This window comes from Mycobacterium sp. MOTT36Y, from assembly GCF_000262165.1.
GTDB lineage: Bacteria > Actinomycetota > Actinomycetes > Mycobacteriales > Mycobacteriaceae > Mycobacterium > Mycobacterium intracellulare.
In genome coordinates, this window is sequence record NC_017904.1 from 3,528,108 (window position 1) to 3,543,950 (window position 15,843).

General features: G+C 67.4%; 11 protein-coding genes. 2 read left to right on the top strand and 9 right to left on the bottom strand.

The genetic code is table 11. The features are described from left to right. Positions 1-16: 16 nt before the first annotated feature. The 9 genes from W7S_RS15655 to W7S_RS15695 form a co-directional block, all read right to left on the bottom strand. The gene (locus W7S_RS15655) at positions 17-1,495 is read right to left on the bottom strand and encodes an NAD(P)/FAD-dependent oxidoreductase (RefSeq protein WP_008258029.1); all 1,479 of its coding nucleotides are present in this window, start codon (positions 1,493-1,495) and stop codon (positions 17-19) included. A gap of 5 nt (positions 1,496-1,500) precedes the next feature. After that, entirely contained in the window at positions 1,501-1,983 is a 483-nt protein-coding gene (locus W7S_RS15660) for a hypothetical protein (protein ID WP_050989387.1), read from the bottom strand. Continuing rightward, positions 1,970-2,410, bottom strand: a complete 441-nt coding sequence (locus tag W7S_RS15665; RefSeq protein WP_008258030.1) for a cupin domain-containing protein — start codon at positions 2,408-2,410, stop codon at positions 1,970-1,972. Before W7S_RS15665 ends, W7S_RS15660 begins: the two co-directional genes overlap by 14 nt. An 18-nt stretch (positions 2,411-2,428) precedes the next feature. Continuing rightward, positions 2,429-3,349 (bottom strand): NADP-dependent oxidoreductase, encoded by a 921-nt coding sequence (locus W7S_RS15670; protein WP_008258031.1) that lies wholly within the window; start codon positions 3,347-3,349, stop codon positions 2,429-2,431. Next, entirely contained in the window at positions 3,349-3,594 is a 246-nt protein-coding gene (locus W7S_RS15675) for a hypothetical protein (protein ID WP_085976450.1), read from the bottom strand. The genes W7S_RS15670 and W7S_RS15675 overlap by 1 nt, the downstream gene beginning before the upstream one ends. A gap of 98 nt (positions 3,595-3,692) precedes the next feature. Further along, a complete protein-coding gene (locus W7S_RS15680; protein WP_008258036.1) occupies positions 3,693-4,928 on the bottom strand; it encodes a PPE family protein in 1,236 nt (411 codons plus the stop codon). Between the two features lie 25 nt (positions 4,929-4,953). Further along, positions 4,954-6,006 carry an alpha/beta hydrolase fold domain-containing protein gene (locus W7S_RS15685; RefSeq protein WP_036428998.1) on the bottom strand — a complete coding sequence of 351 codons (1,053 nt, stop codon included), beginning with the start codon at positions 6,004-6,006 and terminating at the stop codon, positions 4,954-4,956. A gap of 447 nt (positions 6,007-6,453) precedes the next feature. After that, positions 6,454-6,942, bottom strand: a complete 489-nt coding sequence (locus W7S_RS15690) for a hypothetical protein (RefSeq protein ID WP_008258040.1) — start codon at positions 6,940-6,942, stop codon at positions 6,454-6,456. A gap of 502 nt (positions 6,943-7,444) precedes the next feature. Further along, positions 7,445-9,229 carry a sigma-54-dependent Fis family transcriptional regulator gene (locus W7S_RS15695; RefSeq protein WP_008258042.1) on the bottom strand — a complete coding sequence of 595 codons (1,785 nt, stop codon included), beginning with the start codon at positions 9,227-9,229 and terminating at the stop codon, positions 7,445-7,447. Positions 9,230-9,800: 571 nt separating this feature from the next. On the opposite strand from W7S_RS15695, the gene W7S_RS15700 reads away from it, so the two are divergent. After that, positions 9,801-12,593 (top strand): LuxR family transcriptional regulator, encoded by a 2,793-nt coding sequence (locus W7S_RS15700; RefSeq protein ID WP_008258043.1) that lies wholly within the window; start codon positions 9,801-9,803, stop codon positions 12,591-12,593. Positions 12,594-12,685: 92 nt separating this feature from the next. Beyond that, positions 12,686-15,493: a helix-turn-helix transcriptional regulator gene (locus W7S_RS15705; RefSeq protein WP_036429000.1), complete on the top strand. Its 2,808-nt coding sequence runs from the start codon at positions 12,686-12,688 to the stop codon at positions 15,491-15,493. The last annotated feature ends 350 nt before the right edge of the window (positions 15,494-15,843 follow it).

Sequence of the window (15,843 nt, forward strand, 5' to 3'; positions counted from 1 at the left end):
TGGTTCCTTCCAAGGCTCAAGCGCTCTTCTGCGCTTTCTGCGTCTCGGTTTTCAGTAACCGGGCGAGTTCGGACTCTTCGGCCAGTAGCGGATCCCAGACCTGATTGACCGTCGGATGCGGCGCGACCGCATGGCGTAGGAGGCTGACCGGGACCTTCGCGACGATGGCCAGGGTGGCCGCTTGAACCAATTCCGAGAACTGCGGGCCGACGAAGGTCGCCCCGAGCAATGTGTCGGTCTCGTCGTTGATGACCAGTTTCGCCCATCCTTGGAAGCCATCCCGGTATAGGGCGAGGAATGACACTGCGCCGGGGTAACGGGCGGTCCGCGTCCGCACCGCGAATCCTTCTGCTCGGGCCTGACTTTCGGTGCGCCCCGCCCACGCCACTTGAGGGTCAGTGTGGATAACCTGCGCCAGGTTGCCGGCATCGTGGGCGGTCAACTCGTTCTCGGACAGTTCCCGTCCCGCGGCCCGGGCCGCGATGATGTCGGCCACGACGCGGCCGTGGTAGGTGGAGATATGAGACAGCCGGGCACGCCCCGTGGTATCCCCCAGCGCGTAGAGCCAGCCGCCGGTGACGCCGACCGCTTGCAGATGGTCGTCCACGGAGACGAACTCGCCTCTTGGCAGGCCAAGGGTTTCCAGTCCGATGTTGTCTGTGTTGTTGCGCCGTCCGGCGGCAAGCACTATTTCGTCGACCTCGATGGTCTGGCCGTGGAAAGTCGCGTTGACGCAGCCACCCGCCACGGGCCGGCATACCGCCGACAACTCTGTCTCAAAATGAATCGTGACACCTTTGCTTCGCAGCGACTGCGTGACCAGTTCACGAGCTTGGGGTTCGCAGTTGGCGATCAGGGTGTTTTCACGTACCAGAAGTGTTACCGCCGAGCCGAATCCGGTCAGGATGGTCGCGAACTCAACAGCGACGGGGCCGCCACCCACCACCAACGCGCGAGGTGGAACCCGCGTCATGGTCGTCAAGTCCCGATTGGTCCACGGGCGGGCTTGCGCCAGCCCAGGTATCTCCGGCACGTTAGGACGAGTGCCGGTCGCCACGACGACCGCATGGTGTGCCGTCAGGACGACTTCGGTGGTATCTCCCGGGGCGTAGGCCACGCGCACTGTTCGTTCTCCGCTCAGCCGTCCGAAGCCGTGAAACACCGCGACCCCGGCTTGCCGTAGCGATGCTCTTCGGTCGTCGTCCGAAAGGTGCTCGATGATCGCATCGCGCTTCGCGAAGACGGCGGCCACGTCGATCTTTCGGTCCGAAATAGCTTCTCGCACACCTGGAACCGACCTCGCGAGGTTGAACACCTCGATCGGGCGCAGCAGTGTTTTGCTGGGGTTGCAGCCCCAATAATGGCACTCCCCGCCGACCAGACGATCGTCGATGAGCGCTACCGACAGGCCCACGGACGCGAGCTTGCGCACGGCGGCCACACCGGCCACCCCGCCGCCTATGACGATCACGTCGAAGTCCTTGCTCGCTTTCATCAGGCTCACCCGTTACAACGAGCCGGGTTGCGACGGTTGGAAGTTTCCGGACTGCATGAGGCGCCAGCGGCGGGTGCCGGCGATGTCGCGCCGAGTATGGCGTAGGCCGCGGCGGCGCTTGCCGCGGAGAAGACGCTGTAGCTAAGCGGTGACTCGATACCGAGGGATACGGCCATCGCGGTCCCAAATACAGTGAGCACCAGGCAGGTCGCCGCCCCGACGAGTTTCGGCCACCAGCCGGCCAGGAGCAGGATCGCCAGGCTCGCTTCGGTGGCGGTGGCGGCCCACACGATGACGGTCAACGACCATCCAGAAGCATACGGAACAAGCCGGTGGGCATAGTCGGCGAAGCGGTCCATACTCCCCCAGCTACCCTGCCCAAACGGTTCCCACCACCCGAATCGGTCCGCAACAGCGGACAGAAAGGCCGCCGCGAGTGAGACTCGTAGTGCCATCCGGACAACTCGGATCGGATCAGGCGTGCGCATGGCTCGCGTTGTCGTCCGTGGTGAGCGGTCCGTCTCCGGTGTCCAGGAGGAACACCGCCAGCAATTCGGCGGGTTCGGTGGCGCTGGCATTTTCACTGATGGTGTGGTGGGCGCCGGGCGCTTCACTCCATGTCTCCCCGACGTGATAGACGCGTGCCGGCTCACCTTCGACCTGACTGCGGATCGCACCCGAGATCACGTACGCCACGATGAACGCCGATTTCGCGTGGTGGTGGGCTTCGCTCTTGGCTCCGGGCGGATAGCTGACGCTCACTGCCTCAAGTGATTTGCCCGGCACATTGGTGGGTTGATTGAAAACCGGGCGGACCACCGGCTTTTGCTCCGGATTCTCTGGCGCCGGCTCGGCGTGCGCGGCAGGCGCGAGCATCACCGCCACGGTCAGCGCGGCGAGCGGTTTTAGGGCCATTTTGGCCGCCTTCCCTTTTCAGTCCTCGACGACCCGCAGGATCGTCTTGCCGGGGATGCGCTTGCCGGGAGCGAACGCGGTGGCGGCGTCGGCGAGCGGCAGGACCGCGCCGACGACTGGCTTGAGGCGTCCGTCCCGCACTCGCGCGGCGAGGTCTGCGAGCTGGGCGCGGTCGGCTTCGACAAGGAAGAAAACTGCCCGTCCGTCGTGCGGCTGGGTCTTCGGCGGCTCCGCGATGGTGACGAGCGTCCCGCCCGCCCGCACCAGTGCGGCCGATCGGGCGAGGACCTCCCCGCCGATCACGTCAAACACCACATCGACTTCGCCTGCGTCCTCGAGCTTTTCGGTCTCCAAGTCGAGGAAGGCGTGCACGCCGAGCTCCTCCGCTCGGTCGCGGTCTGCGGTCCGGCCGGTGCCGATGACGCGCGCACCGACCTCGCGGGCGAGCTGCACCGCGATCGACCCGACCCCACCCGCGGCGCCGTGGATCAGAACCGTTTGCCCGGCGGCGAGGCGGCCGTGGTCGAACAGGCCCTGCCAGGCGGCCAATCCAGAGATCGGCAGCGCCGCGGCCACGGTGTGGTCGATGTCCATCGGCAGCGGTGCGAGATTGCGGGCTTCCACCGCGGCGTACTCCGCCAGCGAGCCGTTGCGGGCCCAGTCGGCGAGTCCGAACACCCGCTGGCCGACAGTCAAAAGTGTGGTGCCGTAACCCAACTCAACCACGACGCCCGACAGCTCGTGGCCGGGCACGCTCGGTGTCCGGTCGTGACCCGAGCGGTCGATCCACGTGTGCGGCCAGTCAAGCTCGCCGGGTGTGAAACCGGCGGCGTGTACCCGCACGACGACGTCGTTGTCGGCCGCCTGGGGGTAGGGCAGGTCCGTCAGCGACAGGCCGGCGACACCGGCGTGACGATCTGAAACAGTGATGGCTCGCATTACAGGTCCTTCCTGATATGGGTGGTTGTCGTCGGGTCAGCCGCGGGCTGCGGTTGTACGCTGACGAGCTCGAGGCCGAGATCACGGACCCGGTCGAGAAGTCCGTAAAGCTGTGACTGGTCGCGGATTTCACCGGTGAACACGGTTTCGGTCGCACCGGCCTCGAGGCGCATCCCTTCTAATGCGGACCCGAGCCGCTCGGTCACGCGGCCTCGAATGCAGATCTGGTACATCGTCGACTGCACTTGCCCTCCGCTCGCCGGCTGTCGAGTCAGCATTCACCGGTGCGGGGTGAGTCGTCATCACCCGGCGAGCCAAATCACCCGGGTGAGCGCGAACCGGTTCACATCGTGATGCGCGCCCCGCCGTCATCCGGCGGGCGTGGCGTCACGGTGATGGTGATCGTGGACCGGCTTTGGGGCGGAGCACCGCGGATGCCGCGCATCGCCATACTCGCCAAAGCCATTTCGTTGAGCATGTTTTCCGGATTCGTCGCCAGGACGGTCGGGGGGATGGGGCCGGGGAGGGAGTTCGGCCATGTCACCGCGACGGCCCTGATGGTCGGCGTGGCCGCGGCCCAGCCCGGCGGCACCGACAGCGCGCCGATTGAGGAGGCTCGGCCCACCCCCGCCGACAGCACGGGCGCCGCACCGCTGCCCGCCCTCTCCGCCGAACCCAATGACGCTGCTGCGCTCGCTCCCGGACCTCCCGAAAGCGCCCCCAAACGTTCCAATACGGCGTCCATCTTGCTGGCACCGTCCGGGTCGTAGTGCGCCGCGTAGCCCAAGCCCGCATACGACCCGGCCGTCCCCGTGGACGTGATGGCTGTCGCCGCCGATGAGACGGCCAGGTTCACCGGGCTCAGTAAGCTCAGCAATTCCAAGAACGAGGGAAGTCCTGCCGCGGCCGGTAGAGGAAGCGCAAGTCCCTGAAGCGCATTGGGTACCGCGGAGAGCAGCTGCGAGCCCGCCGACAGGATGGCCTGGGTGGCCGTGCCGGCTGTCGTGGTGCCGGCGTGGGCAGCCGCGGCGCCCTGTTCGGCGACCCCTGCTGGATCGGTGGTGGGAAGGGGCGAGGTAAACGGCGGTAACGCCGAAGCCGCAGCGGATGCGCCCGCATACCCGTACATCGCCCCGGCGTCTTGGGCCCACATTTCGCCGTACTCGGCTTCGGTGGCCGCGATCGCCGGGGTGTTTTGGCCGAAGAAGTTCGTCGCGATCAGCAACATCAGCTGCGCACGGTTGGCCGCGACCACCGGTGGAGGCACCGTCATCGCGAAAGCGGCCTCGTAGGCGGCCGCGGCGACCCTGGCCTCGGCAGCGGCCTGCTCGCACAGGGCCGCCGTCGTCGTCAGCCAGGAGACGTAGGGTGCGGCGGCGGCCGCCATCGCCACCGACCCGGGACCCAGCCATGCTGCGCTGGTGAGGTCCGAGATCACCGACCCATAGGAGCCGGCGGCGCAATACAGGTCGGCGGCCAGCCCGTCCCAGGCCGCCGAGGCGGCCAGCATCGACCCGCAGCCGGGACCGGAATACATTCGGCCGGAGTTGATCTCAGGCGGCAGCGCCCCGAAATCCATCTTCGAAATCCCCAGGTTCCTCCGGCTATCCGGTCGCCTCGCGGATGTAGCGGCCGATCTGACGCAACGAGCGGATGGCTTCGGGGATCATCGGCGCGGCGAGCTGGAACACGTGGATTTGGCCCGGCCATACCTGCACTTCGACCGGCACCCCGGCGGCGGCCAGTCGTTGAGCCGCCAGCTGCGCGTCGTGAAGCAACACCTCGCAACCGGACACATGGATCAGCATGGGCGGCAGGCCGGGTCGGATGTGGTCGAGCGGCTCGTAGAGCGCGTCGGAATGCCCGTAGGCGGCGGTGCGCCCTGCGGCGCGAGTGATCAAGGCGTGGAAGGCGTCGAACGCTCTGGGCGGAAACATCGCGTCCGAGCCGACGTTGGGATGAGTCGTTTTGGGTTGCGTGGCCAGTTGCAGCAGCGGTGACATGGCCGCCATCGCTGCCGGCTGCTCACCGCACTCGAGCAGGCGTTGGGCCAGCGCTAGTGCCAGATAGCCGCCGGCGGAATCGCCGGCCAACACGATCTGGTCGGGCTGGTAACCCTGTCGTCGCAACCAGCGGTACCCGTCGTAGCAGTCCTCGATCGCCTCGCCGATCGCATGTTTGGGGATCTTGCGGTAGTTGGGCACCAGTACGGGGCTGTCGGCGAAGCCGGACAGCATGCTGACCAGCCGACCGTGCGAGTGGGCGCCGCAGGTGAGGAAGGCTCCGCCGTGCAGGTACAGGACGGCCCGGTGGGAGCCGTCGGCCGGTAGCACTCCGGCGGCGCGGACTAGCTGCGCACTGCAGTGCGCCAGCCCGACACCCGTGCGTACCGTGCCCGGTGGCGGGGCGATGGCGCGAGCGGCGATCTCAACGGCGCCCCATGGCCAGGGCGCCGAGGGCAGGTGGCTGCCCACGCTCAGTGCGGGCCGGATCATCAGTCGGGCACTCAGCGAGGCAATGCGCCCAGCCATGCTCGGACCGTCCTGGATCACATCGACGACGACGTCCGCGCGGAACGGGGACCGTCGGGCTTTACGCGCCCTGGGCGCTCCTAGACCGGGGCGCGGTGAACCGGGTACGGCGGCGGGCGCGGTCATGTCAACGCTTCCGCGCTCGGGAAATCGGTTGCCCCACGCCCCCAACGGATTTCACGTGGTGATTGCGCCGCGAGCGGCCTGGGCTCGTCGTGTCGACTCTGGGGTGAGAACCAGGCGCGCATACCCCGCACAAGCGCGTACGCTGCCGGTCAGCGAATCTGGGTGATTCGCTTGGGAGTTGGCGCGCGTCTCCGCATGACGGGCACTGTTGTCCGCCAGCGGTCGCCGCCTGCCGATCACGGCGCTGCCAAACAGCCGCACGTCCCCGGGCCATCGCTTGGCGGCGTCGCTTGCTGGCGTAGGCGATCAGCCCCGCCGCGGTCGAGCACCCCACCCAGATGCCGGCGGTGACGCCGAAATCGGTGAGTCGACCATTGACCAATGTGAGAAGCGCATAATCACCGGCCACCACAGCCACCAACACGGAGGCAACGCGTACCCGGGTCATCATGACAATCCCTCGGACCCGATCGGGCGCACAGCGAAGACGCTGCGCAGGTATCCGGTGGAACGCCCGCAGGTCGCACACACCGGGCGGGTGCCGCAGCGCGACGCCATCTCGCGTTTGTCACCTACGTAGGTCGCCATCGCCCATCGCACAGTGGCCAGGCAGTGTTGGCAGAGCGTTTCGACGAGGTCACCGTCCGGGCTGAGCCCCATTTGGTCGCATCCGTCGATGGCGTGTATCTCGGCGACCGCCACCGCCGGCGCACCGCATGTGGTGCCGGTCGCCAGCCCCTGGGCACTGCAGATGGGCTGCAGCGCGTGAAGTTGGTCCTCGATCGCCGGGATGGCGCCCGTCCCGGCCTCTCCATTGCGGCGCGCCCAATGCCGGGCAGATGCGGCGGCGCCCCGTAATCGATGCAGCAGCCATGGTGTTCGCGTGGCGCCGGAGCCGTATTCGGTTGGCGGTCGTTGAAATTGGCGGGGCTTCATGTGTTTTCTCCACTTCGTGGCGGTGGCGGTTCCGCGGTGATCGACACAGCGAGGTTGTCCACCTTCACCCCGACCCGTTGCTCGCTCATGCGGCCTGAATGCCGATCCCCGAAACGTGGTGGACTCCACGTACCGTCCGCTCGCCAGTTGTTAAGTCAGCATTAACCGACGTGGGATGAGTGGTCATCGCCCGGCGAACTGATTCACCCGGGTGATTTGCCTGGCATTGGGAGCGTCACGAGCTGTCAGCGAACGTCGCTCAAGGTGGTGTATTCGCGACGTCATCCCCCGCACGTGGGTGAGCCACCCATTTGCCGAGAGGATGCGCGGTGCGAATCGAAGAGGCGGTCAGCGGCTCATCGCGTTGCCGCAGCCGGGCGGGGCGCCCGCGACGCGCCCGGCGCTTTGGCGAGCCGGAACTTGGCCAGCAACGGCCGAGGGACGCGGCGCTTCCTGATGATGACTGCGGGCCAATGCTTTTCGGCCGACAAGCGCAAGGCCGTTACGCGATGCCGTAATCGTTGATCTTGCGGTAGATGGTCGCACGTGACATTCCCAGGGCGCGTGCGGCCTCTTGTTTGTTGCCGCCGCTGTCCTGAAGGCTGCGGACAATCGCATCGCGCTCCAGAGCCTCCATCCGAGTCAGCTTGCGTCGTGTGACGGACCGGCACTCCGGCGGCAACTTGTCGACGCCGATAATGCCGGATCGTTGGCGGGCAACGGTGTCGGTCAGGACCCGGCGCAGCTGCGAGACGTTGCCCGGCCACGGCAACCTGCTCAGCTGCCGCATGGCCTCGGGCGCCAGCGTCACATCGGCGCCCCGGGTGATCTCGCGCAGCAGCAGGGGCACGAGTTCCTCGAGGTCGTCAATCCTGTGTCGCAACGCGGGCACGGTGACGGTATGGGTGAACAGCGGCAGTAACTGTTTGATCGGTGCAGCAGGAGCCGCGGAACTTGTGGTGGCCGCGATCCACCCCCGACCTGCGCGCGCGGCCAGCATCGGCACGATCGCTTCGAGTATGTCCTCGTCGATGTCATCCACGTCGGCGATCACCACCGCGAAGTCGTCATCGGCGGCCAGTGTCGCCAGCTCGGCGACGAAAGATGCCGCGCTCCCGAAGCTTTCGCTGCGCATCACGCGAATCGTTCGGTCCGGCTTCACATGCTGCCCCACCGCCTGCGCCAGCTTTGCCCGGCCGGATCCCTTCTCACCCTCGATCATCACCCATTCTCGGTCGCGGCAGCACTGCCGGACCTGCTGGCAGCAATGCAGCCAGGCGCTATTGCGACCGACCAAGCCGGGGATGTACGTGGACGCAAGGCGGCCCGTTCGACGCGATTGCGAGCCGGTCTCGCCGGAAAGATCAACGCGGAAAACGACGTTGAGGCGGCCGGCGCGTGTCGTCGACCGGTCGGCGGCGGTGATTTTGGCGATGTGTCCCCTCGGCAGCACAACCAGCGCCGTGCCCGACAGGGTGGACGTGAGCAGATCCGAGGCGTGTTCAAGCAGCGCGGTCTGCTCGTCCCCGTCGAGCGTGCGACGCAGGTAGGGATTCATCAACACGACATCGCCACCGATCGCCAACACGCCGGCCGAACATCGCCGTGCCTGCTGCAGATAGGCTTCCAGAAGTGCCGTCTCGCTCTCATGAGCCACCACGCGCAAGCGATCCTCGATGTGGCGACTGGCGCTGGTAGCCAGCGCGAGCAGCAGTGGATCGGATCGGTCTGCGAGACAGCTCAGATTGACGGCTCCGATGACTCTGCCCGTTACGGGATCACGGATCGGTGACCCCGCGCACGCAAAACCGGTGAACATAGCCACGTAGTGCTCGCTGCCACCGATGAATGTGGGCTGTCCGGTTTCCAGAGCCGTGCCGATCCCGTTGGTGCCCGCCACCTCTTCGGCCAAGCTATAGCCCGGTGCGAGGCTCACCGTGTCCAACGCGTCGAGGATGGGGACTGCCGCAGCGGTCCGATCGACGACCACACCGTCAGCCGACGTCAGGACGACGCTGACATCCTGCGCGGCCAGGTCAAAGGTGACCCGCTCCAGCACCGGCGCAGCCGCGCGCACCAGGCGCGAACCCCTGTTGGGTTCGCGCACAAAGGGCAGCTCGACCCGGTCGGGGTGGACTTGCAGGGCCCGGGACCGACGCCACGAATCGAGGACACCGGGGCGCAGAATGTCCTCATCGACTGAGCGAATCACGTCAAGGGACTCCACGGGCAGGAACGTTTCCTTGGCCTGCTCGAGTTCGGCCGTGCGGCGCGCCTGTGAACCCATCCCCAACTACCTCGACTCCGGGTCACCGTCGCGGAGCGGCGGCTGACACCCGCCGACCGCGGCCGGAGACTGGGTGTCCCTTCGCTGCAGACAGCAAACTTTTATCGACTTCGGCGATTACCCTACGCGCGCGACGGGTGCGTTGCTCGGATGAACCGATACACCCGTCCGAAGCCAAGCGGAAAGACCATGACGGACCGTCCGCCGTCGTCTCAATTTGAGACACCCATTCACCTCATGTTGAGACGCTCACCATCCGCGCGCAGCGATGTCATGAGTTGGCAGGAGCCGATACATCGATCCCGAGAGGAGAAATACGGTGAGCGGGCACAGCATGAGCGCGGATCACGAGAAAATGATGAGGTCCTTGGGGCTAGCGCCCGCCAGCAAAAGGGGACGTGCACCGGGTGTGATTGCTGAGTGCGTTGATTCAATCGAACGCGAAACACAGCAGGTGGGGCCGAAGAACATGCCTACACTGACTGCCAGCGCTAACGGTGGCGAGAACAGTGGATTACACAACTTGGACGTCTCCCGCCCGCCCACAACACGTCGGCGGGTGGCGGTTCGCGTGAGTGCCGCGAATGCGTCGGGGCAGCTGCGCACGCCGCCGATCCGCGGGCGGGCGAGCGAGCTGAGGGCGATCGATGCGCTGATCGCGGCGCTCGCTCAGGGGCGTGGGGGCGTACTGGTCATCGAGGGACCACCGGGCATCGGCAAGAGCCGCTTGTTGACCGAGGTCTTGGCGCGCGCCGAGAAGGCAACCGTCCGTGCACTCTTCGGCGAGGCGTTCGAGTACCAGCAGACGGTGCCGTTTTTCCCGCTGTTCATGGCGACACTGCGCGCGGATCCCCCCGTCGGGGATGCGGAGGCGTTGCGCCGCTTGGGCACATCGGCCGATCTCAGCTACTGGGTGGTGCGCGATCTGCAAGCGGCCATCCATGCCACCGCGTCCCGAACGCCCCTGGCGATCCTCCTCGAGGACATCCATTGGGCCGACAACGCCACCCTGCTGGCGCTGCGGTCGCTGGCCGCAACGCGACCCGACGCCCCGGTGCTGTGGATCCTTGCCACGCGAACCGGGGCCGGCGGTCCGGCCGTTCGCGAGACGCTGACCGCGCTGGAACGCGAGGATGCCACCTTTCTGCGGTTGACTGCCATGACACCGAGCGCGGTCGCAGACATCGTGCAAGACGCCGTGCGAGCCAACGCGGATGCGTCGCTGCTGAATCTGGCCGATAAGGCGCACGGCAACCCCTTCCTGCTGACGGAGCTGCTGCGCGGACTGGACGAGGAGGGCCGGCTCGACGTCAGCGATGGCCGCGCGCTCGCCACGGGAGATTCGTTGCCGCGACGGCTCAGCCACACCATGCAGCAACGACTCGATCAACTCTCCCCCGCCGCCAGCCAAGTCGTGCGGGTCGCGGCAGTACTGCCTGACCGATTCTCGGCCCGGCTGCTCGCCGCCATGCTGGAACGCCGCCCGGCCGCCCTGGTGTCGGCGGTCGAAGAGGCGGTCCGCGCCGACCTGCTCATCGAAGACGGTGATCAGATGAGGTTCCGTCATGATCTGCTGCGCGAAGCGACGCGGCAGTCGTTGCCCCGGTCGCTGCGCCGAGCGATGGAGCGGCAATCGGCGAGCGTCATGCTGGACATGGGCGCGGCGCCGCAGGAGGTCGCCACCCAGCTCGCCCGCAGCGCGGAGGTGGGCGATCAGGCGGCGATCGCCGCACTCCGCGAAGCCGCACAGTCTCTGGCCTATAGCGATCCGGGCGCCGCGTCGGACTTGAGCAAGCGCGCGTTGGAACTCCAACCCGCCCAAGACTCAGGACGCGCGTCACTCGTCACAGAGACGATCGTGCTGCTCAATCGGGCCACCCGCTACGAAGAGGCGGAAAGATTGGCCGACACCACCCTGTCTGCCGCGCTGGCGCCCGAAGAAGAGGCCAAGATTCTTCTCCGGCTCCGGACACCGATCACCGATACGACAACGCGACACATCGAAGACAACCGCCGCGCACTTCAACTGCCTCACCTCAGCGACGTGACCCGGGCACGACATCAGGCGTGGCTGGCGTACAACATGGCGATGTACGGCCAACAGGGACAGGACAGCGCGGCAGCCAACGAGGCGGCGGCCGCCGCCGCATCCACCGGCGATCTCGAGTCGAGCATCCTATCCGGAGTAGCACTTGCCTGCCTCGACTGCGCGGACGGGTACGCCGGCCGCGCCCTTTACCGGGTTGAGCAACTGCAAGCCCTGACCCCCGCGGGCGACATGACCGCTCACAATCTCGCCGCATGCCACCTAGCAAACCTGCTCGCGGTGGTCGGACGGTTGAACGATGCTGCGGCGCTCGTCGACAAGTGCACAGAGAAATCCAAGCAAGAACGCGACGGCATGGCGCTTCACATCTGGGCCCTGACGGCGGGGGTCGTACAGGCGGCCGCCGGCAGATTGTCGGCTGCCCGCGCCGCCATCGAGTGGCTGCCCACGCCGGAGCGAACGGGGTCGACCTTCGTAACCGCGATGCGCATGTTCACCCTGGCGGAGGTGGCGGCCCGCACCGACGACCGAACGTTGTTGCTAGAGACGATGAGTGAGGCACGCGATGCCTACTCCAGCGGTACACCTGCCGTACGTCGCGGGGCCGCGGCCGCGCTGGGGCTGGCGGCGTGGCAGCGCGACGACGTCCATGAGGCGGTGCGGTGGCTCGGCGGCGATATCCCGCTGCTCGTGACACCCGTCTTGCCGATCGTCTTTGATCAGCTGACCTTGACCGCGCGCGTGGCTTCGGCTGCCGGTGATGCCGGGTTGCGGGCGCGTCTCCTGGCCGTCGTTGACGTGCTCGAACGCGAGCGGCCCGGGGTTCGGTTCTTCTCCACCGTCGCCGAGCACATCCGCGGGATCCTCGAGCGCGATGCCGATGCGTTGGTGGCGGTGGCGAGTGCGCTCCACTCGTCGTCGCGGCCGCTTCTCTACGCTGGCGCTGCCGAGGACGCCGGCGGCGAGCTGAGTCGCGCACAGCGCAACGCCGAGGCGCTCGACGAGCTGAACGCGGCATTCGACACCTACATCGCGTGTGAAGCGATTGCCGATGCCCGCCGGGTCGGCCGCGCGCTGCGTGGATTGGGCGTGGAGCGGCGGATCGTCAGCCCGCGAGCAAAATCAGGCTGGGGCAGCCTCACCGACTCCGAACTCACTGTCGTCAACCTCATCGCACAGGGCGCGACCAACCGCGACGTCGCTACCGAGCTGCACCTCTCCCCCCACACGGTGAAGACCCACGTCCACAACGCATTTGCCAAGCTCGGCGTCAGTTCCCGCGCCCAATTGGCGCAGCTCATGCGCGGCGCTGATTGACCGGCAGCAAATCGGATAGATGGCGTGCGCGGGCCTACAATGACGTGCACTCCAATGGCAGTCCGGTAAACGGTAGATAGGACACACACCCGATGGGGCCTTCCACCGGCCTATTCGATGTCGGCGGCCCAAGGCTGTCCACTCCGCCGCTTCGAGGGCGGGCAGACGAGCTGAAAATGATCGGCGCACTGGTTACCGCGCTGGCGCGGGGCCGCGGGGGCGTGCTGGTCATCGAGGGCCCGCCCGGCATCGGGAAGAGTCGGTTGCTCACCGAAGTGTTGGCGCTGGCCGACCACAGCGGGGTGCGCACCTTGTTCGGTGAGGCGTTCGAGTACCAGCAGACGGTGCCGTTTTTCTCGCTGTTCATGGCCACGCTCAACGCCGATCCCCCGGTGGGAGACGCCGAGGCGTTGCGCCGCCTGGGCGGATCGGCCGACCTGCGCTACTGGGTGGTGCACGATTTGGCCGACGCGATTCACGCCGCGGCCGCACAGACCCCGCTGGTGATTGTGTTGGAGGACATTCACTGGGCCGATAACGGCACGCTGCTGGCGCTGCGTTCGCTGGCCACCGCGCGGCCGGATGCGGCGGTGTTGTGGATATTGACCGCCCGCACCGGGGCCGGCGGGCCAGCGGTGCAAGAGACGTTGTCGGTGCTGCACCGCGCGCATGCCACATTCCTGCGACTGGGGGCCATCGCGCCGGATGCGGTCGCCGACATGGTTTGTGACGCCGTGCGGGCGAAAGCCGATGTGTCACTGTTGAATCTGGCCGCCAAGGCGCACGGAAATCCGTTTTTGGTCAGCGAGCTCGTCAGGGGGCTCGGCGAGGAGGACCGACTGAGCGTTACCGGCGGGCACGCGGTGGCCACCGGACATGAGCTGCCGCGACGGCTGGGCGCCAGTATGCAGCAACGGCTGGACCTGCTCTCCGAAGGTGCATCAGAAGTGGTCCGGGTGGCCGCGGTGCTGCCGGACCGGTTCTCGGCCGGCTTGCTGGCCGCGATGCTGGAACGTTCGCCGACGTCGTTGCTCTCGGCGCTCGAGGAGGCGGTGCGCGCGGATCTTTTCATCGAAGACGGTGAGCAGCTGAGGTTTCGGCACGACTTGCTGCGCGAGGCCACCCGACAGTCCTTGCCGCAGTCGCTGCGCCGGGCGATGGAGCGCCAGTCGGCGTCGGTCATGCTGGGGATGGGCGCGGCGCCGGCCGAGGTAGCCACCCAGCTGGCGCGCAGCGCCGAGCCGGGAGACCGGGAGGCGATCGACGCTCTGCGCCACGCCGCCCAATCGGTTGGCCGCGGCGACGCGAGCGCGGCCGCGGACCTGAGCAAGCGCGCACTGGGGCTGTTGCCCGCCGACGACGCCGAGCATGGATCCCTGGTCGCGGAAACGGTGGGGTGGCTCAACCGGGCCGGCCGCCACGGCGAGGCCGAAGAATTGGCCGTCGCGGCGCTCTCGGGCGCGGCGTCGCCCGAAGTAGAGGCCGAGATCCGGCTGCGACTTCCCGTGCACACCAAGCACACTGACCAGCGGCGTGTGGAGGAGAATCGGCGGGCGCTCGAGTTGAGCGGACTCAGCGAGATCACCCGGGCGCGGCATCTAGCGTGGCTGGCGTACAACCTGGTGTTCGACGAAGGTGGGCAACGGCGCGAGGCCGCCGACGAGGCGGCCGCGGCCGCGGCCGCCACCGGTGATCTCGAGGCCACGATCATGGCCGGCGTCACCCACGCTTTGCTCGATGCCGGTGAGGGGTATACGGCCCGCGCACTGCGCCGTTTCGAAGAGCTTTGCCCGCTCGCCCACACGAATGAAACGGCGTTGGCGCATGCCTATGCCGGAATGTACAACGCAAACCTGCTGGCAGTGGTCGGCCGGTTGGACGACGCGACGGCCCAGGTTGCGCAGGGCATCGGGCAAGCCGGTCGGGAAGGCAACGCGATGGCGCTCGCCTTGTGGGCCGTCTTCAGTGGGCTCGTCCACCTCGCTGCGGGCCGGCTGTCGGCCGCTCGCGATGCGACGGAATGCCTTCCGCCACCGCAGCGGACGGGGGCGACCGAGCACGACGTACTCCGCACGGTGATTCTCGCCGAGGTGGCGGCCCACACCGATGACCGGAACTTGTTGCAACAGATGGTCAATGACGCGCGCGACGCCCATTCCACTGGCTCCGCCGGCATTCGTCGCGGATCGGCGTATGTGCTCGCGCGGGCGGCGTGGCAGCGCGACGACATTCATGACGCGATGCGCTGGCTCGGCGACGTCATCCTGCTGGCGACACCGTTTTTCCCCCACGCGTTGGCTCGCCTGATCTTGGGTGCGCGGGTGGCCTCGGCCGCCGGTGATGCCGGTTTACGCGCGCGGGTCCTGCAGGCCACCGAGGTGCTCGAGCGTGACCGGCCCGCGGTGCCGCTGTTCGCGGCGGTGGCCGGGTACGCCCGCGGGATCCTCGAACACGATGCCCAGGCATTGGTGGCTGCCGCGGAGTTGCTGCACGCGTCGCCGCGGCCGCTTCTGTACGCCAGCGCCGCCGAGGATGCCGGCGGCGAACTGGCTCGCGCGCAGCGCAATGCCGAGGCGCTCGAACAACTGAACGCCGCGTTCGACACCTACATCGAGTGCGGGGCGACCGCCGATGCCCGCCGGGTCGGTCGCGCGCTGCGCGGGTTGGGCGTGGAACGGCGCATCGTCACACACCCGCGGGCGAAAACGGGCCTGGACAGCCTCACCGACTCCGAACTCACCGTCGTCCATCTGATCGCCGACGGCGCGACCAACCGCGCGGTCGCGCAGCAACTGCACCTCTCCCCTCACACGGTGAAAACGCATCTTCACAATGCCTTCGCCAAACTCGGGATCACGTCCCGCGCTCAACTGACGCAACTCATGCGCCGCCCGGATTGACCAATCCGTCAAAGCCCAAGGCCACTAGGCATACACCGACCCGGCCCTAAACATCACCCGCCGGGCGATGGTGGCGCGGTTCCCGCGGTGCCAACGTAGTCATTGCGCTTTGGATCGCCGCGACCCAACCAGGGCCCGGCGCCGGAGGGCAAACGCGCAGAGGGTCGAGAAGACGATGATGAGCACACTGTTGGGAATGTTGATGATGATGCCGGTGGTCTTCGGCGTGGGTGGCTACGTGTTGGTGTCCCGACGTCCATGAGCACGGCGCAGACGATGGCGGGCCGCCGGCCCGCGTGCCCCGAAGTCTCGCGTTGAGACGCTCAGTCACCTCCCTTGAGAGGTTCAGC

Bases quoted from the DNA above. Each gene is read 5' to 3' on its own strand.
- W7S_RS15670 (WP_008258031.1), bottom strand. From the start codon at position 3,349: ATGCGAGCCATCACTGTTTCAGATCGTCACGCCGGTGTCGCCGGCCTG.
- W7S_RS15655 (WP_008258029.1), bottom strand. From the start codon at position 1,495: ATGAAAGCGAGCAAGGACTTCGACGTGATCGTCATAGGCGGCGGGGTG.
- W7S_RS15690 (WP_008258040.1), bottom strand. From the start codon at position 6,942: ATGAAGCCCCGCCAATTTCAACGACCGCCAACCGAATACGGCTCCGGC.
- W7S_RS15680 (WP_008258036.1), bottom strand. From the start codon at position 4,928: ATGGATTTCGGGGCGCTGCCGCCTGAGATCAACTCCGGCCGAATGTAT.
- W7S_RS15665 (WP_008258030.1), bottom strand. From the start codon at position 2,410: ATGGCCCTAAAACCGCTCGCCGCGCTGACCGTGGCGGTGATGCTCGCG.
- W7S_RS15705 (WP_036429000.1), top strand. From the start codon at position 12,686: ATGGGGCCTTCCACCGGCCTATTCGATGTCGGCGGCCCAAGGCTGTCC.
- W7S_RS15685 (WP_036428998.1), bottom strand. From the start codon at position 6,006: ATGACCGCGCCCGCCGCCGTACCCGGTTCACCGCGCCCCGGTCTAGGA.
- W7S_RS15660 (WP_050989387.1), bottom strand. From the start codon at position 1,983: ATGCGCACGCCTGATCCGATCCGAGTTGTCCGGATGGCACTACGAGTC.
- W7S_RS15695 (WP_008258042.1), bottom strand. From the start codon at position 9,229: ATGGGTTCACAGGCGCGCCGCACGGCCGAACTCGAGCAGGCCAAGGAA.